General features: G+C 68.7%; 28 protein-coding genes and 1 tRNA gene. 14 read left to right on the forward strand and 15 right to left on the reverse strand.

The window, feature by feature from the left end:
• Positions 1-27: 27 nt before the first annotated feature.
• Complete coding sequence (locus tag NUW50_RS02885) at positions 28-903, forward strand: FliM/FliN family flagellar motor switch protein (RefSeq protein ID WP_258287557.1); 876 nt, start codon at positions 28-30, stop codon at positions 901-903.
• 49 nt (positions 904-952) lie between these two features.
• Here the strand turns inward: NUW50_RS02885 and NUW50_RS02890 are convergent, their stop codons facing one another.
• Positions 953-1,378 carry a TIGR01244 family sulfur transferase gene (locus NUW50_RS02890; protein ID WP_258287558.1) on the reverse strand — a complete coding sequence of 142 codons (426 nt, stop codon included), beginning with the start codon at positions 1,376-1,378 and terminating at the stop codon, positions 953-955.
• 204 nt (positions 1,379-1,582) lie between these two features.
• Here NUW50_RS02890 and NUW50_RS02895 point away from each other — a divergent pair, with 204 nt between their 5' ends.
• Both NUW50_RS02895 and NUW50_RS02900 read left to right on the forward strand, forming a co-directional pair.
• On the forward strand, positions 1,583-1,912 hold the full coding sequence (locus NUW50_RS02895; RefSeq protein ID WP_258287559.1) for a TraR/DksA family transcriptional regulator: 330 nt from the start codon (positions 1,583-1,585) through the stop codon (positions 1,910-1,912).
• Positions 1,909-2,076, forward strand: coding sequence for a hypothetical protein (locus NUW50_RS02900; RefSeq protein ID WP_258287560.1), 168 nt, complete (start codon positions 1,909-1,911; stop codon positions 2,074-2,076). The genes NUW50_RS02895 and NUW50_RS02900 overlap by 4 nt, the downstream gene beginning before the upstream one ends.
• A gap of 33 nt (positions 2,077-2,109) precedes the next feature.
• On the opposite strand, the gene NUW50_RS02905 is transcribed toward NUW50_RS02900, so the two are convergent.
• The 8 genes from NUW50_RS02905 to NUW50_RS02940 form a co-directional block, all read right to left on the reverse strand.
• Positions 2,110-3,183, reverse strand: coding sequence for a 2'-deoxycytidine 5'-triphosphate deaminase (locus NUW50_RS02905; RefSeq protein WP_258287561.1), 1,074 nt, complete (start codon positions 3,181-3,183; stop codon positions 2,110-2,112).
• A gap of 54 nt (positions 3,184-3,237) precedes the next feature.
• Positions 3,238-3,315: transfer RNA gene (locus tag NUW50_RS02910), tRNA-Pro, on the reverse strand.
• A gap of 151 nt (positions 3,316-3,466) precedes the next feature.
• Entirely contained in the window at positions 3,467-4,462 is a 996-nt protein-coding gene (locus NUW50_RS21350; protein ID WP_275981927.1) for a MerR family transcriptional regulator, read from the reverse strand.
• Positions 4,463-4,489: 27 nt separating this feature from the next.
• Positions 4,490-4,792: an integration host factor subunit alpha gene (ihfA, locus tag NUW50_RS02920; protein WP_258287562.1), complete on the reverse strand. Its 303-nt coding sequence runs from the start codon at positions 4,790-4,792 to the stop codon at positions 4,490-4,492.
• A 93-nt stretch (positions 4,793-4,885) separates the two neighbouring features.
• Entirely contained in the window at positions 4,886-5,860 is a 975-nt protein-coding gene (locus tag NUW50_RS02925) for a beta-ketoacyl-ACP synthase III (protein ID WP_258287563.1), read from the reverse strand.
• On the reverse strand, positions 5,857-7,116 hold the full coding sequence (gene plsX / locus NUW50_RS02930; protein ID WP_258287564.1) for a phosphate acyltransferase PlsX: 1,260 nt from the start codon (positions 7,114-7,116) through the stop codon (positions 5,857-5,859). The genes NUW50_RS02925 and plsX overlap by 4 nt, the downstream gene beginning before the upstream one ends.
• A 20-nt stretch (positions 7,117-7,136) precedes the next feature.
• Positions 7,137-7,346, reverse strand: coding sequence for a 50S ribosomal protein L32 (gene rpmF / locus NUW50_RS02935; RefSeq protein WP_258287565.1), 210 nt, complete (start codon positions 7,344-7,346; stop codon positions 7,137-7,139).
• 231 nt (positions 7,347-7,577) lie between these two features.
• Complete coding sequence (locus NUW50_RS02940) at positions 7,578-8,159, reverse strand: YceD family protein (protein ID WP_258287566.1); 582 nt, start codon at positions 8,157-8,159, stop codon at positions 7,578-7,580.
• A gap of 78 nt (positions 8,160-8,237) precedes the next feature.
• On the opposite strand from NUW50_RS02940, the gene NUW50_RS02945 reads away from it, so the two are divergent.
• Positions 8,238-8,699, forward strand: coding sequence for an outer membrane protein assembly factor BamE (locus NUW50_RS02945; RefSeq protein ID WP_258287567.1), 462 nt, complete (start codon positions 8,238-8,240; stop codon positions 8,697-8,699).
• A gap of 43 nt (positions 8,700-8,742) precedes the next feature.
• On the opposite strand, the gene msrB is transcribed toward NUW50_RS02945, so the two are convergent.
• Positions 8,743-9,138 carry a peptide-methionine (R)-S-oxide reductase MsrB gene (gene msrB, locus NUW50_RS02950; protein ID WP_258287568.1) on the reverse strand — a complete coding sequence of 132 codons (396 nt, stop codon included), beginning with the start codon at positions 9,136-9,138 and terminating at the stop codon, positions 8,743-8,745.
• Positions 9,139-9,258: 120 nt separating this feature from the next.
• On the opposite strand from msrB, the gene NUW50_RS02955 reads away from it, so the two are divergent.
• Both NUW50_RS02955 and NUW50_RS02960 read left to right on the forward strand, forming a co-directional pair.
• Positions 9,259-10,011, forward strand: a complete 753-nt coding sequence (locus tag NUW50_RS02955; protein WP_258287569.1) for a GNAT family N-acetyltransferase — start codon at positions 9,259-9,261, stop codon at positions 10,009-10,011.
• A 62-nt stretch (positions 10,012-10,073) separates the two neighbouring features.
• A complete protein-coding gene (locus NUW50_RS02960; protein WP_258287570.1) occupies positions 10,074-11,885 on the forward strand; it encodes an ABC-F family ATP-binding cassette domain-containing protein in 1,812 nt (603 codons plus the stop codon).
• 258 nt (positions 11,886-12,143) lie between these two features.
• On the opposite strand, the gene NUW50_RS02965 is transcribed toward NUW50_RS02960, so the two are convergent.
• The 4 genes from NUW50_RS02965 to soxR all read right to left on the reverse strand — a co-directional run bounded on the left by NUW50_RS02965 (position 12,144) and on the right by soxR (position 15,708).
• A complete protein-coding gene (locus NUW50_RS02965) occupies positions 12,144-12,734 on the reverse strand; it encodes a hypothetical protein (protein ID WP_258287571.1) in 591 nt (196 codons plus the stop codon).
• 18 nt (positions 12,735-12,752) lie between these two features.
• Positions 12,753-13,682, reverse strand: a complete 930-nt coding sequence (locus NUW50_RS02970) for a TPM domain-containing protein (protein WP_258287572.1) — start codon at positions 13,680-13,682, stop codon at positions 12,753-12,755.
• Positions 13,683-13,914: 232 nt separating this feature from the next.
• Positions 13,915-15,126: a pyridoxal phosphate-dependent aminotransferase gene (locus NUW50_RS02975; RefSeq protein ID WP_258287573.1), complete on the reverse strand. Its 1,212-nt coding sequence runs from the start codon at positions 15,124-15,126 to the stop codon at positions 13,915-13,917.
• Positions 15,127-15,228: 102 nt separating this feature from the next.
• Positions 15,229-15,708, reverse strand: coding sequence for a redox-sensitive transcriptional activator SoxR (gene soxR / locus NUW50_RS02980; RefSeq protein WP_258287574.1), 480 nt, complete (start codon positions 15,706-15,708; stop codon positions 15,229-15,231).
• A 90-nt stretch (positions 15,709-15,798) separates the two neighbouring features.
• On the opposite strand from soxR, the gene NUW50_RS02985 reads away from it, so the two are divergent.
• On the forward strand, positions 15,799-16,182 hold the full coding sequence (locus NUW50_RS02985) for a VOC family protein (RefSeq protein WP_258287575.1): 384 nt from the start codon (positions 15,799-15,801) through the stop codon (positions 16,180-16,182).
• A 15-nt stretch (positions 16,183-16,197) separates the two neighbouring features.
• Here the strand turns inward: NUW50_RS02985 and NUW50_RS02990 are convergent, their stop codons facing one another.
• Positions 16,198-16,539, reverse strand: coding sequence for an MmcQ/YjbR family DNA-binding protein (locus tag NUW50_RS02990; protein WP_258287576.1), 342 nt, complete (start codon positions 16,537-16,539; stop codon positions 16,198-16,200).
• Positions 16,540-16,747: 208 nt separating this feature from the next.
• On the opposite strand from NUW50_RS02990, the gene cysS reads away from it, so the two are divergent.
• The 7 genes from cysS (at position 16,748) to folD (ending at position 24,717) form a co-directional block, all read left to right on the forward strand.
• Complete coding sequence (cysS, locus tag NUW50_RS02995) at positions 16,748-18,208, forward strand: cysteine--tRNA ligase (RefSeq protein ID WP_258287577.1); 1,461 nt, start codon at positions 16,748-16,750, stop codon at positions 18,206-18,208.
• 160 nt (positions 18,209-18,368) lie between these two features.
• Positions 18,369-19,988, forward strand: coding sequence for a citramalate synthase (gene cimA, locus NUW50_RS03000; protein WP_258287578.1), 1,620 nt, complete (start codon positions 18,369-18,371; stop codon positions 19,986-19,988).
• The gene (locus tag NUW50_RS03005; RefSeq protein WP_258287579.1) at positions 19,985-20,158 is read left to right on the forward strand and encodes a hypothetical protein; all 174 of its coding nucleotides are present in this window, start codon (positions 19,985-19,987) and stop codon (positions 20,156-20,158) included. Before cimA ends, NUW50_RS03005 begins: the two co-directional genes overlap by 4 nt.
• On the forward strand, positions 20,155-20,895 hold the full coding sequence (locus NUW50_RS03010) for a squalene/phytoene synthase family protein (protein ID WP_258287580.1): 741 nt from the start codon (positions 20,155-20,157) through the stop codon (positions 20,893-20,895). The genes NUW50_RS03005 and NUW50_RS03010 overlap by 4 nt, the downstream gene beginning before the upstream one ends.
• Before the next feature lie 62 nt (positions 20,896-20,957).
• Entirely contained in the window at positions 20,958-21,557 is a 600-nt protein-coding gene (locus NUW50_RS03015) for an MOSC domain-containing protein (protein ID WP_258287581.1), read from the forward strand.
• Positions 21,558-21,933: 376 nt separating this feature from the next.
• Positions 21,934-23,610 carry a formate--tetrahydrofolate ligase gene (locus NUW50_RS03020; RefSeq protein ID WP_258287582.1) on the forward strand — a complete coding sequence of 559 codons (1,677 nt, stop codon included), beginning with the start codon at positions 21,934-21,936 and terminating at the stop codon, positions 23,608-23,610.
• Positions 23,611-23,823: 213 nt separating this feature from the next.
• Positions 23,824-24,717 (forward strand): bifunctional methylenetetrahydrofolate dehydrogenase/methenyltetrahydrofolate cyclohydrolase FolD, encoded by an 894-nt coding sequence (gene folD, locus NUW50_RS03025; protein ID WP_258287583.1) that lies wholly within the window; start codon positions 23,824-23,826, stop codon positions 24,715-24,717.
• Positions 24,718-24,720: the final 3 nt, after the last annotated feature.

Here is a 24,720-nt window from a genome sequence, read left to right on the forward strand (position 1 = left end):
CCTCATGGGTGCAAGACGAGGCGGGCGATGGCGGATCAGGCGGCAAATATCTTGCGGCGCAAGGCGCGATCGTCCCGGGCCGCGAGTTCGGCGGCGCGGATCACCCCCGAAAGCGCCCTGAAACTGGCCTTTGGCCGCGCCGGGCGCGGACTTGCGGGCCTCGGGCTGCGGATGGTCGGTTTCGCGGACGAACGGTCCACGGTCGCCGGGCTGGCCGGCGCGGTGCCCGAGGCCGGGCTGGTGACGACGCTGCGGCGCGCCTCGGGCGGTACCGGGGTGCTGATCGTCGATCCCGGAATGACGGCGGCGCTGATCGAGAGCGAGACCATGGGCCGGGTCGGTCGCGCGACCGGTGCGCCCCGGCCCCCGACCCGGATCGACGCGCTGATCGTCGGGGCTTTCGTCGATGCCGCCCTGGCCGAATTCGACGGTTTGGCCGAATCCCTGTCGATCGCGGCGGCGGTGACCGGCTGGCGGGTCGGAGAGATGATCGCCGATCCGGCGACGATGCCGCTGGTGGTCGAGGATGTGGCGATGCGGAGCTTCCGGATCGGCTTCGATTTCGGCGATGGTGCGCGCTCCGGCACCGCTCAGATCGCCCTGCCGCTGGCGCCGCCCAGACCCGTGGTTGCTCCCGATGCGGCGGCGGAAGGGCTGGCCCGCGATCTGGAGCGCCGGGTGATGGCGGCGCAGGCCGAGGTGCGGGCGGTGCTGGCGCGGCTGTCGCTGCCGCTGGACGAGGTGACGGCCTGGCAGCCGGGGGGGCTGCTGCCGCTGCCCCGCGAGTCGTTGCTGTCTGTGCGTCTGGAAGACATCGACGGTGCCCTGCTGGCGCGGGGCAAGCTGGGCCGGGTGAACGGCAACCGGGCGTTGCGGCTGCTGCCGCCGGTGGGCGGGGACTGACGGACCGGGGCTGCCCGTGGTCCTGCGATGCGGGCGGGATGCCCGGTGCTCAGCCCCTGGCCAGCGCCTCGAGATGCGGCCGCAGCGCTTCCAGCTGATAGCCCCATTTCGCCGCCGCGCGGATCAGTTCGTCGGCTTCCTTCAGCGCCGCCTGCGACAGGGCCCAGACCACCGAAGACCGGTTGCCCGAGGCGCAATAGGCGAAGACCGGCTTGTCGGCGTCGCTCAGGGCCTGGCCTTGCAGGGTGATGTTCTCGGAGGTGATCTGCCCCGGCATCACCGGGTTGAAGATGAAGACCAGCCCGTGTTCCTCGGCGGCGGCCCGCATCCTGTCCGAGGCCCGCTCGGCCGGGTTCTCGGCGTCGGGCCGGTTGCAGATCACGGTACCGAAACCGGCGGCGGCCACTTCTGCCATGTCAGAGGCTTCGATCTGGGGGGCGACGGCATAGCCGGGGACGAGTTCGCGGATTTCCATGGGGTCGGGAGTCCTGATTCCTGGGGCGCCGGGCCGGCCCTTTGGCCGGCCGATGGCGGATTGGCGCCGATCATAGCGGCCACGGGGGGGCATTCAAGGCGGGAACCGATGCCGCGGCGGGTCTGTTGATTCATGTCAAGGCGGCGCCCGGCGCCCGCGGCCAGTCTGTCGGGCAACCCGAAGGATCGGCAAGGAGTAACGGCGATGGAACGGACCGTGAGCTACAAGCGGCAATTGCTGCGACGATTGAACGAACTGGGGGTGCGGCTGGACGGGATCGAGCGTGAGCTGGTCAGCCATGCCGACCCGGACTGGGAGGACCAGGCCACCGAACGCGAAAGCGACGAGGTGCTCGAAGCCCTGGGCGGGGCCGGACAGCGCGAGATCGGCCTGATCCGCGCGGCGCTGGACCGGATCGAGAAGGGCACATACGGCATCTGCCTGCGCTGCGGCGAGGCGATCAGCGAGGACCGCCTGTCGGCGCTTCCGGCGACGCCGCTCTGCCGCGACTGCGCCCGCGAGGCCGAGTCATGAGCGGGCGGAAGAAGCAGCCGGCTCCGGCGCAGCAGTCGGAAGAGGATCGCGAGGAAGCCCTGCGCAAGGCGGCAGAGGCCGAACGCAAGGCCGCTCTCACGGGCGAGAAGCCCGCGAAGGCGGTGGATGATGAAGGCGATCTCTGGGATGACGTGCCGGTCTGAACCGCAGGCGCGTCCGGCCCCGGACCGGCCGGCTCAGCTCCGGAAATGCTTGGAGAGTTTCAGCCCCTGGCCTTGGTAGTTCGAGGCCAGCCCGGCGCCATAGAGGCGGTCGGGCGGGGCGGTCATCCGCTCGTAGACCAGCCGCCCGACGACCTGGCCATGCTCCAGCGCGAAGGGCGCCTCGTGGCAACGCACCTCCAGAACCCCGCGTGATCCGGCGCCGCCGGCCTCGGCATGGCCGAATCCCGGATCGAAGAACCCCGCGTAGTGGACGCGGAATTCCCCGACCATCGCCAGATAGGGCGCCATCTCGGCGGCATGGCCGGGCGGCACCGTCACCGCCTCGCGGCTGACAAGGATGTAGAAGGCGCCGGGGTCAAGGATGATCCGGCCCTGGCTGCTGCGGACCTCTTCCCAGAACTCGGCCGGGTCGTAATGGCCGATCTTGTCGAGGTCGATCAGCCCGGTATGCGGCTTGGCCCGGAAGCCGACCAGATCGGTCTCGGGCAGCCGCAGATCGACCGAAAAGCCCAGGCCGCCGGAAATCACCGGGGTGCCATCGACCAGAGGGCTGGCCCGGTGCAGCGCCGCCAGTTCGGCATCGTCCAGCTGTGCCGCCCCGTTGCGCAGCCTGAGCTGGTTCAACCGCATCCCGGGCCGGACCAGCACCGAGAAGGAGCGCGGGCAGATCTCGGCATAGAGCGGGCCCCGGTAGCCGGGGGCGATCCGGTCGAACTCGGTGCCGCCATCGGTGATCGTGCGGGTCAGCAGGTCGAGCCGGCCGGTCGAGCTTTTTGCATTTGCGACGCCCTGGACATCGGGCGGCAGGTCCAGATGCTCGATCAGCGGCACCAGGTAGACGCAGCCCTTTTCCAGCACCGCGCCGGGGGTCAGGTCCATCTCGTGCATCTGGAAATCCGCCAGCCGCCTGGCCACGCTCTGCCCGGAGCCGGCCAGGAACGAGGCGCGGATGCGATAGGCCCTTGGCCCGAGCCGAAGGTCGAGCGAGGCCGGTTGCACCTGTGCATCGGAGACGGCGGGATCGGCGGCAATGGCGCCCTCGGCGATCAGGCGCCTGAGCGCACTATCCGGCAGGACACCCGGCATCGCCTTCCCCCTTGTCAGTTTCCGCCAAGCCCCGATCGGGGGCAGTGGGCGGTTTGGTCGGGCCAGCGAGATTCGAACTCACGACCTTCTGTCCCCCAGACAGACGCGCTAACCAGGCTGCGCCATGGCCCGACGCGGCGCATAGATACCCGAATTCGCGGGCGTGGCAAGGCGCAAATCGGGGCACGGGCCAAGGGAATGACGTCGAGCGGATACGGGATGGCCGGATCACGGCCCCCAAAGCCGTCAACCATGCGCGGGCAGGACGTTCTCCGGGCCGGGTTCACGCCGAGGGGCCGCGCCGTTTCGTGTCGCCCAGATTGCGCCGCACCTCGACCAGCCGGTCGTAGAGCGGGCGCAGCACCTCGGGATCGGCCTTGATCGCCCGGATGTTCAGGCCGGGCATGGCAAAGGCCGGATCGTCGTCTTCCGGATCGGGCAGCAGGTCCGGCGTCGCGGGAATGGCGCGGATCGGGGCGCTGCCGTCGGTCGCGGGGACTTCGGCCGGGGGTTCCTCGGCCGGCGGCTCGGCGGTCGGCGGGGCAGGCGAGGCCACTTCGGCAGGCGCCGTTGCCTCGGCCGCGGTGGTGTCGGGCGTTTCCGGGGCCGTCGTCGCAGGATCGTCCCCGGCCATGGCCGGGGTGTCGCCGACGGCTTCGACAGGCGGCGCGCCGGCGTCTTCGGTTTCGTTCAGGCCCAGATGCAGGCGCCCCTCCGGCGCGGCGGCCACCGGCGCGGCGTCGGAGTCCTCGGTCGCCTCGGTCTCGGGCGCGGCGCCGGCAGACGCTTCCCCGGCCACGTGGTCGGCGGCCTCCGGTGTTGCGGCCCCGGGCTCTTCCCGGGCCGTGGGCGCTTCGCCGGCGGGTCGGGTGAAGGGCAGAACGCGCGAGCTTTCGGGGGCGGTCGGAACATCCTCGGCCATCGGGGCATCGGCGGTTGCGGGTGGTTCTGCCACCGGGGTCGCCTCGACGGTGTCGCCGGTTGCGGCGGTGTCGTCGTCGTTGTGCCGGCCCTGTGCCGCCACCGCCCGCACCCCCTCTTCGCGCAGCATCTTCTGCACGCCGCGAATGGTCAGGCCGTCGTCATGCAGAAGCTTGCGGATTCCGTCCAGCAGGGCAATGTCGCTGCGCCGGTAATAGCGCCGCCCGCCGGCCCGCTTGACCGGCTTCACCTGGGTAAAGCGGCTTTCCCAGAAACGCAGCACATGCGCCGGTACGTCCAGCGTTTCGGCCACCTCGGAGATGGTGCGGAACGCGTCCCTGGATTTCTGGATTGCCATCGATTCGCCCGCCTCCGCCGGCCCGGTCTATTTCCGGTTTCCGTCGGCCACGCGTTCCTTCATCAGATGGGAAGGACGGAAGGACAACACCCGGCGCGGCAGGATCGGGACCTCTTCCCCGGTCTTCGGATTGCGGCCGACCCGCTGCGCCTTGTCGCGCACGGAAAACGTGCCGAAGGACGAGATCTTCACCGTCTCGCCGGCGGCCAGAGAGGACGAGATCGCACCCAGCACCTGTTCGACCAATTGCGCGGATTCGTTGCGCGACAGCCCGACTTCTCGGAACACCGCTTCGCTAAGGTCCATTCGCGTCAAGGTCTTGCCGGCCATTGCCCGTCCCCCCAAAGTGGTTACATGCGACCTTAATGGGGCGGCAATTTCCGAGTCAATATCAATGGCTTGGGATGCAACTTTAATGGGCTGCTACAGGCGGATTACGACCGACCCCCAGGCAAGCCCGCCACCAATCGCCTCGGTGACAACCAATTGTCCGGGTTTCAGCCGGCCATCGGCGCGACCGACCGACAGGGCCAGAGGAATCGAGGCCGCCGAGGTATTGCCGTGGTCCTGCACCGTGACGACGACCTTTTCCATAGGCACGCCAAGACGTTGCGCGGTGGCCGTGATGATCCGCAGATTGGCCTGGTGGGGCACGATCCAGTCCACATCGTCATGACCCAGCCCGACCTTGCTCAGCGCCGCGTCGGCCGTCGAGACCAGTTTCTCGACCGCCTGGCGGAACAGCGGGTTGCCCTGCATTCGCAATTTGCCAGCCGTGCCGGTCGTCGAGATGCCGCCATCGACATAGAGCATCTCGCGGTAGCGCCCGTCGGTATGCAGATCGGTCGAGAGGATGCCGCGGTCGGCCGAGCTTCCGTCGCCCTGCTGCGCCTCCAGCACCATCGCCCCGGCACCGTCACCGAACAGCACGCAGGTGCTGCGATCCTCGAAATCGAGTATTCGGCTGAAGGTCTCGGCGCCGATCACCAGCAGGCGCCTGGCCTGTCCGGTCTGGATCATCGCATTGGCATTGGCGAGCGCGAAGATGAACCCGGCGCAGACGGCCTGGACGTCAAAGCCGAAACCGTGGTCCATCCCCAGTTCGGCCTGCACCATCGTGGCGACCGAGGGGAAGGTGAGATCGGCGGTCGAGGTGGCGAGGATGATCCCGTCGATGTCGTCGGCGGTCAGCCCGGCATCGGCAATGGCGGCGCGGGCGGCATGGGCCGCCATCATCGAGGTGGTCTCGCCCTCGGCGGCGAAGTGCCGGCGCTGGATGCCGGTGCGGGTCACGATCCATTCGTCGCTGGTGTCCAGCGTGGCCTCGAATTCGCTGTTGGGAACAATGCGGGCGGGCAGATAATGCCCGGTGCCGCGCAGCACGGCGCGTATCGTCATTGAGCTGCCTCGCCCCCCGATTGCCGCCCTGACGGGGAAGGTTCCCCCGGTTCCGGCCCTTGTGTCTTCCGGTCCGGCGCATTCGAATCGCCGGACTCGGTCCCTGACCCCTGCGGGGAAGCTTGGCGATCCGGCAGGTGCGATGCAACCCGTGCGGCCAGCCTTTCGTTGAAGCCGGACTGGTCCAGCTTGATCGCCAGGTCGATGGCTGCCGCGACTCCGGTGGCATCGGCGCCGCCGTGGCTCTTCACCACGGTGCCGTTCAGCCCCAGAAAGACGCCGCCGTTGACCCGGCGCGGGTCGATGCGCCTTTGCAGCCGCTTCAGTGAGGTCAGCGCCAGCAGCGCCGCGATTCGGCTGAGCGGGGTGGCCTTGAAGGCCTGGGTCAGGAAATCGCGGAACAGCCCGGCGGTGCCCTCGGCCGTCTTCAGTGCGACATTGCCGGTGAAGCCGTCGGTGACGATCACGTCGACCCGGGACGAGGGCAGGTCGCGGCCCTCGACAAAGCCGATGTATTCGAAATCGGCCGAGTCCGTCGCCGCGCCGATCGCCTCGTGTGCCAGTTTCAGCTCGGACCGGCCCTTGTGCTCCTCGGTGCCGACATTCAGCAGCCCGACGCGCGGCTTGAGGATGCCGAGCCCGTTGCGGGCATAGCTGACGCCCATCAGCGCATATTGGAACAGGTCGGTCTCGTCGGCGGAAATATCGGCCCCGGCATCCAGCATGACGTTGAAGCCATGCGGATTGCGGCAGGGCCAGAGACAGGCGATGGCCGGGCGGTGAACCCCGGCGATCTTGCGCAGTTGCAGCATCGAGACCGCCATCAGCGCCCCGGTATTGCCGCAGGACACGCAGACCCCGGCCTCGTGCTGGGCCACGGCATCGATCGCCGCCCACATCGAGGACCCCTTGCCGCGCCGCATGGCGTGGCTGGGCTTGACATCCATGGTGATGACGTCGGCGGCGTGCCGGATCTCGACCCGGTCGGCCAGACCGCGGCGCTGGATCAGGCGGGACAGTTCGTCCTCGTGGCCGAACAGCAGAAAGCGGACGTCCGGGTGATCCTTGGCGGCGCGGGCGACCCCGCCGACAACCGCGGCGGGCCCCAGATCGCCACCCATGGCATCGACCGAAATGACACTGGGCTCCCGCCCACGCGCAGCAGGTGCCAGAGTCCGCTCGACCACAGTCTGGTCAATCGCAGTCTGGGGGCTTCCCGCACCCGACGTATTCGTGTCTGACGGTGCCGTCGCCATGCCGGGCGGAAGCGGACGGCTTACGCCGCGTCTTCCTCGTCAAGATCGATCTCGGCAACCTGGGCGACGACTTCGCGGTCGTCATAGTGGCCGCAGGCGCCGCAGACGTGGTGCGGGCGCTTCAGTTCGCCGCAGTTCGGGCATTCGGCGGGATTGCCGGCAACCAGCGAATCGTGCGCGCGGCGCATGTTCCGCTTCGAGCGGGTAATCCTGTTCTGGGGGACAGCCATGTCTCAACCTCTGGTGCATAGGCGGGCCGCTTCGGCCAACCCGCTGGAATTTCGCATACGTTCCCGCCGTCTTACGCCGATGCTGGCACTCTGCCAACCCGTCTCGGGCTAGGGAAGCGCGGAAAATAGAAAGATTGCGGCAATGTGCAAGGGGTTTTTCCGCGGTGCCGCTGCCGGGCCACGCATCCGCCCTGCGAGTCGCCGCCCCGGGACCGCTTCGGCAGGCCGCGGTCAGTCCGGATCGTCCTCCGAGTCGGTGTCGCCCGTCAGCCGGTTTCGCAGCCCCTCCAGGGCGGCAAAGGGCCGGGCGGCCTCGTCGGTCATCGGCGCGGTCCCGGGACCGGCAAACACCGCCTGGCCCAGTTCGGCGCCCGGCGCGCGCGGGTAGAGCGGCAGCGCCAGCCCCAGTTCCTCGGTCAGCAGCGCCATCAGGTCGAGCACTTCGGGTACCGCTTCCTGGCTGTCATCCTCGGGCGCCTCGACCTCGTCGCCCTCGGGTTCCACCCAGTCGGCCAGGTATTGTCGCGTCAACCCGGTATCGATTCGGGTCGTCACAGGTTCCAGGGTGATGCTGCAGGGCTGCACAACCGTGGCACCCAGCTTGGCGGTCAGAAACCAGTCGCCGCGGCCCTTCGGCACGATCTCGCCGGTCAGCTTCAGCTTGCGCAGGGCCAGCAGGTTCAGCGTTTTGGCCAGCTCTGCACGGGTTTCGCTGTCCGGCTCCAGGGTGAAGCGGGTTGCCTTGCGGCTGGGCAGGTCGCCGATCCGCAGCCGTGTCGGCGCGGTGTCGGGGTCAGGATTGGAGTCGGCCATCTGCATACCATTCTTGAACAACCAGCGAAGCTTATGTAATCCACTCTGAAGGCAAGGGGCAAACGGCAAGGGGGCGGGATGACCGCAATTTCGCGCAGACTGCGGCTCGGCTTGGCCGCGCTCCTGCTGCTGTCACTGGCCGCTTGTACCGCCACCTATCGCAATCACGGCTGGGCGCCGTCGGATGATGATCTGGCGCAGATCACCGTCGGCACCGATACTCGCGAGACCGTCAGCCAGGCGATCGGCGCCCCGGGAACCTCGGGACTGCTGGCCGATGGCGGCTGGTATTACGTTCAGTCCCGCTACGAACATTACGCCTATCGCGCCCCGAAGGAGATCGACCGCCAGGTCGTGGCGATCTCGTTCGACGACAAGGGCGTGGTGGAGAATATCGAGCGCTTCGGGCTCGAGAAGGGTCGGGTCATCGCCCTGTCGCGGCGGGTGACCGATGACAACGTCAAGGGTGTCAGCTTCCTGCGGCAGCTGTTCGGCTCGCTGGGCCGTCTGAACGCCGGCGATCTGCTCCAGCAACGCTAGCGGACAAGGCGCGCCCGGCGCGCGCCCCGCCGATGATCCGAAGTCAGGCCTCGTCCGGCACGAAGGTAAGCGCCACGCCGTTGATGCAATAGCGCAGCCCGGTGGGCCGGGGCCCGTCTGGGAAGACATGGCCCAGATGGGCGCCGCAACCCTCGCAATGCACCTCGGTCCGCGTCATCATCAGGCTGGTGTCGAGGCTTTCCCCGACCGGTGCGCCCTCCTTGGCGGCATAGAAGGAGGGCCAGCCGCAATGCGCGTCGAACTTGGTCTGGGCCTCGAACAGCACCGCGCCGCAGCCCTTGCAGCGGTACTGGCCCGGCACATCGGGAAAATCGTCGTGGCTGCCGGGCCGCTCGGTGCCATGCTTCCGCATCACCCGGAAGGCTTCGTCACCCAGCTGCGCGCGCCATTCGGCCTCGGTCTTCTCGATCCTGGTCATGCCCGATCCTTTATCATGCCGTAACCCCATCATCATCGTGTCATATCTTGTGCGGATGATGGCCGTGGACATATTTAGGCAGGGGCCACCGGCCCGCCAAGGCGCAAGGAGGTCACGATCGTGCTGAACCTCGGAAAGGCCCGCTACACGGCCCGTTTCGCCGAGACCCCCGAGGATCTGGCGGCAGCGCAGGTGCTGCGGCACATGGCCTTCATCGCCGGAACCGGCGCCGCGCCCCGCCCCGAGGCCCGCGACAGTGACGATTTTGACGCGCGCTGCCGGCATGTGCTGGTCGAGGAGACCCGCAGCGGCGTGCTGGTCTGCTGCTTCCGGCTGCTGGAGCTTTCGGGCGGTTCGGGGATCGGGCAGAGCTATTCGGCGCAGTATTACGACCTTACGGCGCTGGAAGGCTTCGAGGGCCGGATGGTCGAGATGGGCCGGTTCTGCCTTCACCCCGCGCATCACGACCCGGACATCCTGCGTGTCGCCTGGGGCGCGATGACCCGATTCGTCGATGACGAGAAGGTCGAGATGCTGTTCGGCTGTTCCTCGTTCCACGGCACCGAGGCGCGCGACTATTACGACGCCTTCGCGATGCTGCGCGACCGGCATCTGGCGCCGAAACGCTGGCTGCCCCGGGTCAAGGCGCCGAACGTGTTCCGCTTCGCCGCCCGGCTGCGGCGCAAGCCCGACGCCCGGCGGGCGATGTCGGCCATGCCGCCGCTGCTGCGGACCTATCTGCTGATGGGCGGCTGGGTCTCGGATCACGCCGTCGTGGACCGCGACCTGAACACCCTGCATGTGTTCACCGGTCTCGAGATCAACAAGGTGCCGCCCGGTCGGGCCCGGCTCTTGCGGATGCTTGCCGGGTGAGCTTGCCTCCGCGATGACGCCGACCCGTTGACGCCGCCCCGCGCCCCGCATAGCTGGGGCGCATGGCCCGTATCCCGCTCCTGCAACTCACCGATATCTCGCTGACCTTCGGCGGCCATCCCGTGTTCGACGGGCTGTCCCTGACCGTGCAGCCGGGCGACCGGCTGGCGCTGGTCGGGCGCAACGGCTCGGGCAAGTCGACGCTGATGAAGGTGATGGCGGGGCTGGTCGAACCGGACCGTGGCACCAGGGTGCTGCCGCCTGGGGTCAGCATCGGCTACATGGAGCAGGATCCCGATCTTTCGGGCTTCGAGACCCTGGGCGACTATGCCGCGGCGACCCTGCCGCCGGGCGAGCTCTTCCGCGCCGAGCGGGCGGCGGAGGGGCTGCGCTTCGATCCCGCGCGGCCGGTGGCGACCGCCTCGGGCGGAGAGCGGCGCCGCGCGGCGCTGGCGCGGTTGCTGGCCGAGGCGCCCGGTCTGATGCTGCTGGACGAGCCGACCAACCATCTGGATATTCAGGCGATTCAATGGCTTGAGGCGCATCTTTCAACCACCCGCGCCGGATTCGTGGTGATCTCGCACGACCGCGCCTTCCTGCGGGCGCTGACCCGGGGAACGCTCTGGATCGACCGCGGCGTGGTGCGGCGGCAGGACAAGGGCTTCGAGCATTTCGAGGCCTGGCGCGATGCCACCTGGGCGGAAGAGGACGAGGCGCGGCACAAGCTGGACCGCAAGATCAAGGCCGAGGCACGCTGGGCGGTGGAAGGCATCTCGGCCCGGCGCAAGCGCAATCAGGGCCGGGTCCGGGCACTGGCCGCGCTGCGCGGCGAGCGGGCCGAGCAACTGCGCCGCCAGGGAACCGCGGCCCTGGCTCTGGATGCGGCCCCGACCTCGGGCCGAAAGGTCATCGAAGCCGACGAGATTTCAAAGAGTTACGACGGGAAGTTGATCTTTTCCCCGTTCTCGCTGCGGGTCATGCGGGGCGACCGTCTGGCGCTGGTCGGGCCGAATGGCGTCGGCAAGACCACGCTGCTGAATGTGCTGACCGGGCAGACCCCGCCCGACACCGGCACGGTGACATTGGGCACCTCGGTGGAGATGGCGGTCTTCGACCAGAACCGCGCTGCGCTGGACCCGGATGCGACGCTCTGGGACAGCCTGACCCTGGATCCCGAGATGCGGGTAGCGGGCCGCTCGGATCAGGTCATGGTGCGGGGCCAGCCCCGGCATGTGGTCGGCTATCTCAAGGATTTCCTGTTCTCCGAGGATCAGGCCCGGGCCCCGGTGCGCTCGCTTTCGGGGGGCGAGAAGGCACGGCTGATGCTCGCCCGGATCATGGCACGGCAATCCAACCTTCTGGTGCTGGACGAGCCGACCAACGATCTGGATGTCGAGACCCTGGACCTGCTGCAGGATCTGCTGGGCGAGTTCGACGGCACCGTGCTGCTGGTCTCGCATGATCGCGATTTTCTCGACCGGGTGGCGACGATCACCGTGGCGATGGAAGGGGACGGCCGGGCGACGGTCTATGCCGGCGGCTGGTCGGACTACCTCAGCCAGCGCGGCCCCCGGGATGCGCCCGAGACGGCCGCGAAGCCAAAGGCCGCCGAGCCGAAGAAGAAGACGGCATCCAGCCCGGCGCCGGGCCTGACCTATACCGAGAAGCACCGGCTCGAGACCCTGCCGGCGACGATCGACCGGCTGACCGCCGAGATCGCCAAGCTCTCCGAACTGCTGTCGGACCCCGAGCTGTTTTCCCGCGCCCCGGTGAAGTTCCGCAAGGCCACCGAGGCGCTGGCCGAGCGGCAGCAGGCGCTGGCGGCGGCCGAGGAGGACTGGCTCGACCTCGCCGAACGCGCCGAGCAGGGTTAACCGATCCTTCATCCTTTGGCTGTTGTCTGACCCCGAGGCCGAGGCCTTGCCTCGATCGCCGCAGCGTCGCATCCCGCCCCTTGTTGGGGCGGGATGCGTCCGCTTCTGCGCAGGCTCGGGGGACTGTTTCCGGGCAAGACGCGGCCGCTCCCCGCCGCGTACCGGGGGGGCGGTATCGGGCAGGGGCCGGCAGGGGCCTGGCGACGATCAGTCTGGCGGGAAAGGGTTAAGAAAGTCTTGCGATCGGCAGGGGCGGGATCAGCCGGCCAGGCTCGGCTGCGGCATCAGCCGATAGCCCGCCGTCAGGACCGCCCGCATCGGTGCCGGGGTCAGCACCTCGACCGGGCCCGAGACCGCGGTCCCCTCGCCATAGCCATCGGGCCGGTACGGGTGGGCCAGCCCCCGCCACAACAGCGCCGGGCCGCTGTCGGTGCGCAGGAACGCGCCATCGGGCAGATCATCCACCGGCAGCCGCTCCGGCGCCCCGGTCCTGGCCTTGTGCAGGACCGCATCCATCTCGGGCGCCCTGACCACGGCGCCGAAGGCCGCCGCCCAGGCGGCGCGGAACCGGTTGTAATCGGCGCGGCGGCAACAGGCGCAGGGCCGGTGCCCGGCCGAGAGCGCCACCGCCTCGTCGAGAAAGAACAGCTCGGTCCAGCGCCCCGGCGTCATCGGCACCCGCCGGACGCCCTTCCACTCCAGCCGGCAGGCGATCCAGGCATGGGTGGTCCAGCGCCGGACGATCCGCCGGTCGCCGTCATGCAGGCAGCCGCGGTTGCCGGTCAGGGTGCCGCGCGCCGGGTCGGCGACGATCTTCCCGTCCGGCAAGACCCGGTTCTGCAAGGGCATCGCGGCCGGCCCGCCCGGCTACCACTTGCCCGAGGCACCGCCGCCCGAGGACTTGCCGCCCCCGAAGGAGCCGCCGCTGGACGAGGAACTCTTGCGGATCCTCGGCAGGGTCCGGGTAGTCTCGTCATGCCAGCCGCAGGCCGAACATTCGGTCACCGCGCGGACGGTGCCGGTCGAGGTGGTGGTGGCGCGGCTCAGAGTTTCCGAGTGGCGGCTGAGATGGCCCTTGGCGCCGCATTTCGGGCAGGGCTTGCGGGCCAGCATCATCCGGCCGATCGGTCCCTTGGCAAAGAGGGCGCCGATCAGCGCCACGAAGACCGCGCCGATCCCGATCCCGGCCCAACCGCCGCCGGAGCTTTCGCCGCCTTCGACCAGCTCGCTCGGTTGCGGCGCCGCGCCGGTGGCGGGCTTTTCTTCCGGCGGACGGCCCTCGGAAAAGGGTTCGGCGATCCGCGAGATCGCGTCCTTGACCCCGGCCTCGATCCCGCCCTGCAGATCGCCGTCGCGGAACCGCGGCAGCATGGTCAGATCGACCACATCCTCGGCCAGCCAGTCATAGGTCGAAGGGTAGCCCGCGCCCAGAACCAGCCGCATCTCGCGGTCGGTCTCCGAGACCAGGATCATGATCCCGTCGTTGCGGCTGGCATCGCCGACGCCCCAGGAATTGAACAGGCCGGTGGCGAAATCCTCGATGTCGCCGGCGTCGTAATCGGCCAGCGCCTTGATCGTCACCACGGTCATCTCGACGCCGATGTCCTCGCGCAGCGAGACCAGTTCATCGGTGATCCGCGCCTCGGCCTCGTCGTCGAGCAGGTCGGCGAAATCGTTCACCGTGTCGGTGACATGATCGGGATAGGTCTGGGCGCGGGCCGGGCCGGCGGCCGTGCCGAGGGCGATCAGCAGGGCGGCCAGCATCGGCAGCAGCCGGGCGGGGGCAATTTTTCTCATGAACAATCCTCTCGGTCGAAAATGGCCGGTCTGGGACCGGCAGCGCGCAATCGGGGCACCGGCCGGGACCGGCGCCATGGAGCAAGCGCTAGCATGAAATCGCCAGCCTGTCGCCTTCCTGCGCCGTGCGCCCGGTGCGCCGGCGGCAGCCGCGCCGCGCCGATCCGCGGCTATTGCACCCGGTCGGTCCCGGCAAAGGCGTCGCCCGTGTGGTGCAGGTCACGCAAGCCTGTCATTCGACGCGCTTCAACCGGGCGGTTCGGGCCTCGGGCGCGGCGGCCAGCCGGGCGGCAAAGGCCAGAAGCCGCGACAAGGCATCGGTGAAGCGGTCGTCGGCGACGGTCAGCGCAACCCGGATATGGCCGGCGGCGGCCTGGCCGAAGCTCTCGCCGGGCATGACGCCGATCTTCTCGGCCTCCAGCAGCGCGTCGGCGAAGGCATTGCCGTCCAGCCCGGTGGCACGGATATCCAGCATGAGATACATCGCCCCGCCGGAGGGGATCAGCCGGACGACGTTCTGCGCCTCCAGCAGCGCCCTGGCCAGAGCCCGGCGGCGGCGGAAGGGTTCGGCGATCTCCGCCTCGAACCCGGCGCCGAGCGACAGCGCAAAGAGCGCCGCCACCTGGACGAAACCGGCGACGCCATAGGTGGTGTTGGTGGCCAGGGCGTCCATCGCTGCGATCACCGGTTCCGGCGCCACGACCCAGCCGATCCGGCTGCCGGTCATCGCATGGCTCTTCGACATGGAGCCGATGACGATGGTCCGTTCCGCCATGTCGGGCAGGGCGCGGGGCGAGAGGTGCCGGCCCTCCCAGACCTGCGTGTCATAGACCTCGTCCGAGATCAGCCAGAGATCGGCCTCGCGCACGGCCCCGGCGATCCCGTCCAGCGTGGCCCGGTCATAGATCACCCCGGTCGGGTTGTTGGGAGAATTGATCAGCAGGGAGCGGGCGCCGGAGGCGCGGGCAAGGATATCGGCGGGATCGGGGCGAAAGCCGTTCCCGGGCCGGCAGGGCACCGCGACCGGCCGGCCCCCGACGGCGCGGACGGTGCCGGGGTAGGTGGCATAGTAGGGATCGCAGATCAGCGCTTTGTCGCCGGGGTCGCAGACCGCGTGATGGGCCGCGAACAGCCCCGCCTGGCCGCCCGGCACGATCAGCACGTTCTCGACGCCGGTGGGCACGCCGGTCCGTTCCGAGACCCGGGCGGCGACCGCCTCGCGCAGCGGCAGGATGCCGGGAATCGCCGGATAGCCGGTGGCGCCGGCCAGCGCCGCCCGGTGCATCGCGTCGAGAATCTGCGGATCGGTGCGGATGTCATGCTCGCCGATGGTCAGTTCGATCACCGGCTCGCCGGCCCGGGCCATCGCGCGGGCGCGGCGGAAGGCGTCCCAGCCATCCGGGCCGCTGGCATGAATGCCGCTGATCTGTCGTGACAATTGCATCCGCCACCTCCTGAAATTCGCGCCCGGCAGGGTGCATGGGGCCGGCGGATTGTCAAATGAACGGCTGTGCGACGGGCCATGACGGGCGCTGATCGGCCGGGGCTATCGCGCCGGCCCCTCGGCATGGTCGTCGCCGCCGATCTCGCGCCAGAGCCGCGACCCGGGGCCTTCGGCGGCGGCCTCGTCATCGCGGTTGAACAGGGCGCAGCGTTTCATCGACAGGCAGCCGCAGCCGATGCAGCCATCCAGCCGCTCGCGCAGCCGTTCCATGCCGCGGATTCGTCGGTCGAGCTCACGGCGGAAATGCCGGGCGATCCGGTTCCAGTCGGCCTGGGTGGCGGCCCGGCCTGGCGGCAACCGGTCCAGCACCGCGCCGACCTCGGCCAGCGAGAAGCCCAGATCGGTCGCCACCCGGATGATCGACAGCCGCCGCAGATCGGCCCGCAGATAGCGCCGCTGCCCGCCCGAGGTGCGCAGCGGTTTGACCAGGCCCCGGGTCTCGTAGAACCGCAGGGTCGGGACCGACAGCCCGGTGCGGGCCGCGACTTCGCCGATGCCGAGATCGCGGGGAGGAAGCGCCATGAAAGCCTCTTTGAAGAAATCGCTTGACCTAAAGTATACTTGAGGTCCTAGACCACGGTGCCAGAGAGTTCAAACCGAAAGGACACAGCCATGACGGCCACTCTGGAACATGTGAACCTGACCGTCTCGGACCCCGAGGCCTTTGCCGAAAAGCTCTGCGAGCTGTTCGACTGGAAAATCCGCTGGAAAGGCCCGGCGATCGCCGAGGGATTCAGCGTCCATGTCGGCGGGCCCGAGACCTATCTGGCGGTCTACAGCGGGCCGAACGGTATCGCCGAGCCGGGCGGGTCGAGCTATGCGACACGGGGCGGGCTGAACCATGTCGGCTTTGTCGTCGATGACCTCGACGCGATGGAGGAACGGGTCCGCGCCGCCGGCTTCACGCCGCGCAGCCATGCCGATTACGAACCCGGGCGGCGGTTCTATTTCGACGGCCCCGAGGGGGTGGAGTTCGAACTGGTCAGCTACGCCTGAGCCGGCCGGCGTCCCTCAGAATGCCCCGAGCGCGGCCTGCACCTTCCTGGGCAGGCCGGCGCGAATGATCCGGTAGCTCTCGCGCAGCCGGTGCGCCAGTTCCTCGGGGTCGCTGTCGAAGGGCAGGGTGATCCAGGAGCGGTGGAAATAGCGCGCCTTCACCCCGACCCCGGCGTCGATCAGCATTTCCGCCTGCTCGATCCCGGCGCATTTGACCGAGACGCCGGGCGTCACCGCGCCGATGCTGGCGAACATCTTGCCGCCGACCTTCCAGGCGTCATGGCCGCCACCCCAGGGGTCCGATACCTCGGCTCCGGGGAAGCCCGCGCAGATCGCGTTGATGGCATCACGGCTCATGCCCGGCAGCATGCCCGGTGCCGCGATGTCCGGCAAGCCCTGCGAAATTGCTTGGCGGGGCCGGGCCTTGGTGCTAGGACAGCCGCCATGAACCGTGCCGCAATCGCCATTATCTGCTGCATTCCCTGCTGACCTCAGTCCGCGGGCGGTTTTCCTTATTCCATAAGCAAACACGGTCCCGCGGGCGCACCCCGTTCTGGAGCGCGTGATGACGCCGATCCGCCTGACCAATTCGATGACCCGGAAGAAGGAGCTGTTCGAGCCCCTCGACCGGCAGAACGTCCGCATGTATCTCTGCGGCCCGACGGTCTATGACCGGGCGCATCTGGGCAACGCGCGGCCGGTGGTGGTCTTCGACGTGCTGTTCCGGCTGCTGCGGCATGTCTACGGCGCCGATCACGTCACCTATGTGCGCAATTTCACCGACGTGGACGACCGGATCAACGCCACCGCCCTGGCGCGGAAGGAGGCCGGGGCCGAGGGCACTCTGGAAGAGCTGATCCACGCCCGTTCCGACGAGACGATCCGCTGGTATCACGAGGACATGGGGGCGCTCGGGGCGCTGCCGCCGACGCATGAGCCGCGGGCGACGGAATATATTCCGCAGATGGTGGCGATGATCGCCGACCTGATCGACAAGGACCATGCCTACGAGGCCGAGGGCCATGTGCTGTTCGCGGTCGATTCCTGGCGCGAGGGCTATGGCAAGCTGTCGGGCCGTTCGGTCGAGGACATGATCGCCGGGGCGCGGGTCGAGGTGGCGCCCTACAAGCGCAACCCGATGGATTTCGTGCTGTGGAAACCCTCGGACGCCGAACTGCCGGGCTGGGAGAGCCCCTGGGGCCGGGGCCGGCCGGGCTGGCATATCGAATGCTCGGCGATGGCGCATGAGTTGCTGGGCGAAAGCTTCGACATCCACGGCGGCGGCTCGGACCTGATGTTCCCGCATCACGAGAACGAAATCGCGCAAAGCTGCTGCGCCTATCCGCATGGCAGCTTTGCGAAAGTGTGGCTGCACAACGAGATGCTGATGGTCGAGGGGCGGAAGATGTCCAAGTCCCTGGGCAACTTCTTCACCGTGCGGGACCTGCTGGACCAGGGCGTGCCGGGGGAGGTGATCAGGTTCGTGTTGCTGGGGACGCATTATCGCAAGCCGATGGACTGGACCGAGAAGAAACGCGAGGAGGCCGAGGCCACTCTCAGAAAGTGGCGCGAGCTGACAGCTTCCGCGCAAGCGGGCGGGACACCGAATCCTCGGGTCGTGTCCGCGCTTGCTGATGACTTGAACACCTGGGGCGCGATTTCCGTGCTTCACGAGATTGCGGGGGCGATTGAGCGCAAGCAGCGCTCTGATGTCTCGCAAGCCGAGATGGATGATTTCGCAGCGTCGGCGCAGTTGCTTGGGGTGTTGGAGGACAACTCCACAATGGGCGCTTGGGTATCTGATGGAGCTGTTGAGCGACTGGCTGCGCAGCCGCTTCTTGATGCCTTTGCAACCCGGCTTTTCCAGCTTCGCTTGGCAGCAATCGAATCGAAGGATTTCACGGCTGTGGATTCACTGAAGGCCGCATTGACCGATGCTGGAATTGAAGTGCGGATTTCAAAAGAAGGAGTCGAATTGTTGCCTTCAACCGACTTCGACCCCGCCAAGCTGGAGGCGCTGAAATGACCCACCGTTCAAATCATCTCCCCACAGAGGGCGGCGCCCGGCCCGAGGGTGGGTGCGAAGCGCCCGCCCTGGGGGGCGGGTCGGGCGCTGCCCGGTTCGCAGGCGAACCGGGCTTTCAGGAAGAAAACAGCCGGCCTCGTATGGGTCAGGAGACAAGATCATGAGCGAACGCCTCTATCTCTTCGACACCACGCTGCGCGACGGCCAGCAGACCCAGGGCGTTCAGTTCTCGACCGACGAGAAACGCCAGATCGCGGCCTCGCTGGACAGTCTCGGCATCGATTATGTCGAAGGCGGCTGGCCGGGCGCCAACCCGACCGACAGCGAGTTTTTCGAGTCGCCGCAGCCGCTCGACGCCACCCTCACCGCCTTCGGGATGACCAAGCGCTCGGGCCGCTCGGCCGAGAATGACGACGTTCTGGCGGCGGTGCTGAACGCGGGCACCCCGGCGGTCTGCCTGGTCGGCAAGGCCAATGCCTTCCATGTCGAGACCGCGCTTGGCATTCCGCTGGCGGACAACATCGAAAATCTCTCTGCCTCCTTCGCCCATGTCGTCGCGCAGGGACGCGAGGCGCTGTTCGATGCCGAGCATTTCTTCGACGGCTACAAGGCCGATCCGGACTATGCGCTGGAATGCCTGCACGCCGCCTACGATGCCGGCGCCCGCTGGATCGTGCTCTGCGACACCAATGGCGGCAGCCTGCCGCGCGAAGTGGCGCGGATCACCCGCGCGGTGATCGAAAGCGGCATCCCGGGCGACCGCCTGGCGATCCACGCCCATGACGACACCGGCAACGCGGTGGCCAACAGCCTGGCCGCCATCGACGCCGGGGCGCGGCAGATCCAGGGCACGCTGAACGGGCTGGGCGAACGCTGCGGCAATGCCAACCTGACGACGCTGATCCCGACCCTGCTGCTGAAGGAACCCTATTGCAGCCAGTTCCGCACCGGCGTCACCGCCGAGGCCCTGCGCGGGCTGACGAAGACCTCGCGCCTGCTCGACGACATCCTGAACCGGGTTCCCTTGCGTGCCGCGCCCTATGTCGGCGCTTCGGCCTTTGCCCACAAGGCCGGGCTGCATGCCAGCGCCATCGCCAAGGACCCGAGCACCTATGAACATGTCCCGCCCGACTCGATCGGCAACGCGCGGATCGTGCCGATGTCCAACCAGGCCGGGCAATCGAACCTGCGCGCCCGGCTGGAAGGCATGGGGCTGAATGTCCCGCGCGACACTCCGGCCCTGGCCCGCATCCTCGAAACGATCAAGGAACGGGAATCGCAGGGCTATTCCTATGACACCGCCCAGGCCAGCTTCGAATTGCTGGCGCGGCGCGAGCTGGGCCTGCTGCCGGATTTCTTCGAGGTGAAACGCTACCGGGTCACCGTCGAGCGCCGCAAGAACAAGCGCGACGACATGGTGACGCTGTCTGAGGCGGTGGTGGTGGTGAAGATCGGCGGCGAGAAGATGCTGTCGGTCTCGGAGAGCCTGGACGAGAGCGGCTCGGATCGCGGCCCGGTCAACGCGCTGTCCAAGGCGCTGGCCAAGGACCTCGGCCCCTATCAGGCGATCATCGACGACCTGCGGCTGGTCGATTTCAAGGTCCGCATCACCCAGGGCGGGACCGAGGCCGTGACCCGTGTGGTGATCGACAGCGAGGACGGGCAGGGCCGTCGCTGGGCCACCGTCGGCGTCTCTCCCAATATCGTCGATGCCTCCTTCGAGGCGCTCTGCGACGCGATCAACTGGAAGCTTGTGCGCGACGGAGCGCGCCCGGTGTGAGCCCGCCCGCCGCGTTCTTCACCCTGCACCGCGACCTGCCGCGCGAGGAGCCGGGGGCGGATGGATTGGCCCTGGCCGGGATGCCGGAAGATGCCCCGCAGGGGGGTGGCCTCCGGCATCGGGCACCGGGCGGGATCGCCTGTTCGCTGACCGTCGCGGCCCCGGCATGAGCCTCGATGCCTGCGCCTCCCTGGTCCAGCGTGGCGATCCGGACCGGTTCCTGGCGGTGATGGCCGCGCCGCCGGCGGCCCGCGCCGTCCTGTTCCCGCTCTATGCCTTCAATCTCGAGGTTGCCCGCGCCCCGCAGGTGACGCGCGAACCGCTGATCGCAGAGATGCGGCTGCAATGGTGGCGCGACGCGCTGGCCGAGATCGCCGAAGGCCGCCCGGTCCGCAACCATGAGGTGACGGTACCGCTGGCCGCGGCGCTGACCCCGGCGGCGGCGCGGGGCCTCGACGATCTGATCCTGGCCCGGCACTGCGATATCGGCGCCCAGCCCTTTGCCGATGCCGCGGCGCTGATGGACTATCTCGACCGCACCGCCGGCACCCTGCTCTGGGCCGGGGCGCAATCTCTGGGCGCGGCCGAGGGCGAGCAGGCGCTGCGGGCCTGGGGCCGGGCGCAGGGGCTGGCGAACTGGTTCCTGGCCTGTCCGGCGCTGCTGGCGCAGGGCGGCACCCCGCTGCCGGATGCTTCCGGGGCCGGGATCGCCGCGCTGGCCGAGGCGGCGCTGAAGGAAATCCGCGCCGTGCGGCCGCCGAAAACCCCGGTGCTGCTGGCCACCTGGCGCGCGAAGGCGCTGCTGACACAGGCCCGGCGCCACCCCGACCGGGTGCTGTCCGGCCGCCTCGCGCAGTCCGAGTTCCGCCGCCGCGGCAGCCTGCTCTGGCGCAGCCTGGCGGGCTAGGCAGGCTTGCACGCGCTGGCCCCGGGCGGCAAGACTGGGCGGGAACAGCCGGCGGAGGCGGTATGGCGGCCCTGAAACCCACCCGATTCACGGCCCGCGTGCTCTGGCTCGGCCTGGTCCGCGACCGTGGCGCGGCGCTGGCCTCGGCGCCGGTGGAGCGCATCACCTGCCGTTTCGACGGCGTCGCGGGCGAGGATCACGGCGGCGCCACCCGGGCCAGCTGCTCGCGCGTTCTGGACCTGCATCCGCGCGGCACCGAGATCCGGAACACCCGCCAGCTCTCGCTGGTCTCGGCCGAAGACCTGGCCGCGACCGCCGCCGCCATGGGGCTGGAGTGGCTCGATCCCGCCTGGCTCGGCGCCACGCTGCTGCTCGAGGGCATCCCCGATTTCACCCATGTCCCGCCATCGTCGCGGCTTCAGGCGCCCTCGGGCGCGACCCTTGTGGTCGATATGGAGAACCGGCCCTGCCAATTGCCGGCACCGGTGATCGAGCGCCATCACCCCGGTCTCGGCAAGGGGTTCAAATCCGCCGCCCGGGGCCGGCGCGGCGTCACCGCCTGGGTCGAGCGTGAAGGTCCGATCGCATTGGGCGACAGCCTGCGCCTGCATGTCCCCGACCAACCGGCCTGGCCGCATCTCGACGCTGCCCGGCAGAGCTGACCGCGGCCATCTTCGGGGCGAAAATACTCCCGCCGGAGGCGCCCACCCCCGGGGTCGGCGGGCGGCCCGGGTCAGAGCGCCAGCAGCACGCCCAGGGCCAGCCCGATCAGAAATCCGAGATTCACGGCCAGCATCGCATTCATTGCCCGGGTCCCTTTCTGTACCCTTTGCGGTCCCGCCGCCTAGTCAGGGGCAAAATCCTTTACGAACCGTTGATTGCGGCCACGATCGGCCGCGCCGATTTCCGATCCGAAACCGCGGCTGCCGATTCCATCGCCGGAAATGTCGCAAAAGCCCCTGTGTTTCGGCCCGGCATCGGCTAGGCCATGGCCGAACCCGGAGCTTGACGCCGGGGCACAGCCGTAGGGAGCGCGCAATGAGCCATAAGTCCGACATCGAGATCGCCCGCGAAGCCGACAAGCTGCCGATCATGGAGATCGGCGCCAGGCTGGGCATCCCGGCCGAGGATCTGCTGCCCTATGGCCATGACAAGGCCAAGGTCGGCCAGAGCTACATCGAAGGGCTGAAGGACCGGAAGAACGGCAAGCTGATCCTGGTCACCGCGATCAACCCGACCCCGGCCGGCGAGGGCAAGACCACCACCACCGTCGGCCTGGGCGACGGGCTGAACCGGATCGGCAAGAAGGCGGTGATCTGCATCCGCGAGGCCAGCCTCGGCCCGAATTTCGGGATGAAGGGCGGCGCCGCGGGCGGCGGCAGGGCGCAGGTCGTGCCGATGGAGGAGATGAACCTGCATTTCACCGGCGATTTCCACGCCATCACCAGCGCCCACAACCTGCTGGCGGCGATGATCGACAACCATATCTACTGGGGCAACAGCCTGGAGATCGACACCCGCCGGGTGGTCTGGCGCCGGGTGCTCGACATGAACGACCGCGCCCTGCGGCAGATCACCGCCTCGCTGGGCGGCGTCGCCAACGGCTTCCCGCGCGAGACCGGATTCGACATCACCGTCGCCTCGGAAGTCATGGCGATCCTCTGCCTGGCCAGGGACCTGCAGGATCTCGAGAAACGCCTCGGCAACATGATCGTCGCCTATCGCCGCGACAAGTCGCCGGTCTTCTGCCGCGACATCAAGGCCGACGGCGCGATGACGGTGCTGCTGAAGGACGCGATGCAGCCCAACCTGGTGCAGACGCTGGAAAACAACCCGGCCTTCGTCCATGGCGGGCCCTTCGCCAATATCGCGCATGGCTGCAACTCGGTCATCGCCACCACCACGGCGCTGAAGCTGGGGGACTATGTGGTGACCGAGGCCGGGTTCGGTGCCGATCTCGGCGCCGAGAAATTCATGGACATCAAGTGCCGCAAGGCCGGCCTGGCGCCGGATGCGGTGGTGCTGGTGGCCACGGTCCGGGCGATGAAGATGAACGGCGGCGTCGCCAAGGCCGATCTCGGCCCCGAGAATGTCGAGGCGGTGCAGAAGGGCTGCGCCAACCTGGGTCGGCATATCGGCAATCTCAAGGGCTACGGCGTGCCGGTGGTGGTGGCGATCAACCATTTCGTCTCGGATACCGATGCCGAGATCGAGGCGGTGAAATCCTATGTCGCCAGCCAGGGCGCCGAGGCGATCCTCTGCACCCATTGGGCCGAGGGCGGCAAGGGGGCCGAAGACCTGGCCCGCAAGGTGGTGCAGCTGGCCGAGTCGGAGGCCTCGAACTTCTCGGTGCTCTACCCGGACGAGATGCCGCTGTTCCAGAAGATCGAGACCATCGCCAAGCGGATCTACCATGCCGACGCGGTGCTGGCAGACAAGTCGGTGCGGGCCCAGTTGAAGGCCTGGGAGGAGCAGGGCTATGGCGATCTGCCGATCTGCATGGCCAAGACCCAGTATTCCTTCTCGACCGATCCCAATCTGCGCGGCGCGCCGACCGGCCATTCGGTGCCGGTGCGCGAGGTGCGGCTGTCGGCGGGCGCCGGCTTCGTGGTGGTGATCTGCGGCGAGATCATGACCATGCCGGGTCTGCCGCGGGTGCCCTCGGCCGAGAACATCCATCTGAACGACGCCGGCCAGGTCGAGGGACTGTTCTGACGCGGCCACGCGGGGCGCGACCCGGCGCCGGCCAACTGGCGGGCCCGTTCCCCCGTGGTATAAGGGCCCCGCGCAGCCCGGCGCCCGGTGCTGCGGCGGGCAGGCCGGCCCCACCGTCGGCGCCGGCCGCGGTCCAAGGGCGCATCGAGCGCCCTTGTCCCGCCCGGCCTCCGGCGGGAGTATTTGAGACCCAAAGATGAAGGAACAGACTCCATGGCCAAAGTGATCGACGGCAAGGGCTTCGCGGCGCGGGTGCGGGGCATGGTGGCCGAAGGAGTCACCGGGTTGAAGGCCCGGGGCATCACCCCCGGACTGGCGGTGGTGCTGGTCGGCGAGGACCCGGCCAGCCAGGTCTATGTCCGCTCGAAGGGCAGGATGACCGTCGAGGTCGGGATGAACTCCTACGAGCACAAGCTGCCCGCCGAGACCTCCGAGGCCGATCTGCTGGCGCTTGTGGCGCGGCTGAATGCCGATCCGGCGGTGCATGGCGTGCTGGTGCAGCTGCCGCTGCCGGAACAGATCGACGAAGCCAGGGTGCTGGCGGCGATCGATCCGGCCAAGGATGTGGACGGGTTCCATATCTCGAATGTCGGGCTGCTGGCGACCGGGCAGAAGGCCATGGTGCCCTGCACCCCGCTGGGCAGCCTGATGCTGCTGCGCGATCATCTGGGATCGCTGGAAGGGCTCGAGGCCGTGGTGATCGGGCGCTCGAACATCGTCGGCAAGCCGATGGCGCAACTGCTGCTGGGCGACAGCTGCACGGTGACCATCGCCCATTCCCGGACCCGCGACCTGCCCGGCGTGGTGCGGCGCGCCGACATCGTGGTGGCGGCGGTCGGGCGGCCCGAGATGGTCAAGGGCGACTGGCTGAAACCCGGCTGCACGGTGATCGATGTCGGCATCAACCGGCTGCCGCCGGCCGAAGAGGGCGGCAAGGGCCGGCTGGTGGGCGATGTCGATTTCGCCAGCGCCTCGGAAGTGGCAGGGGCGATCACCCCGGTGCCGGGCGGGGTCGGGCCGATGACCATCGCCTGCCTGCTGGCCAATACGCTGACCGCCTGCTGCCGGGCCAACGGCCTGCCCGAGCCCGAGGGGCTGACCGCCTGAGCC

The organism is Frigidibacter sp. ROC022, from assembly GCF_024723735.1.
Lineage (GTDB): Bacteria > Pseudomonadota > Alphaproteobacteria > Rhodobacterales > Rhodobacteraceae > SLM-1.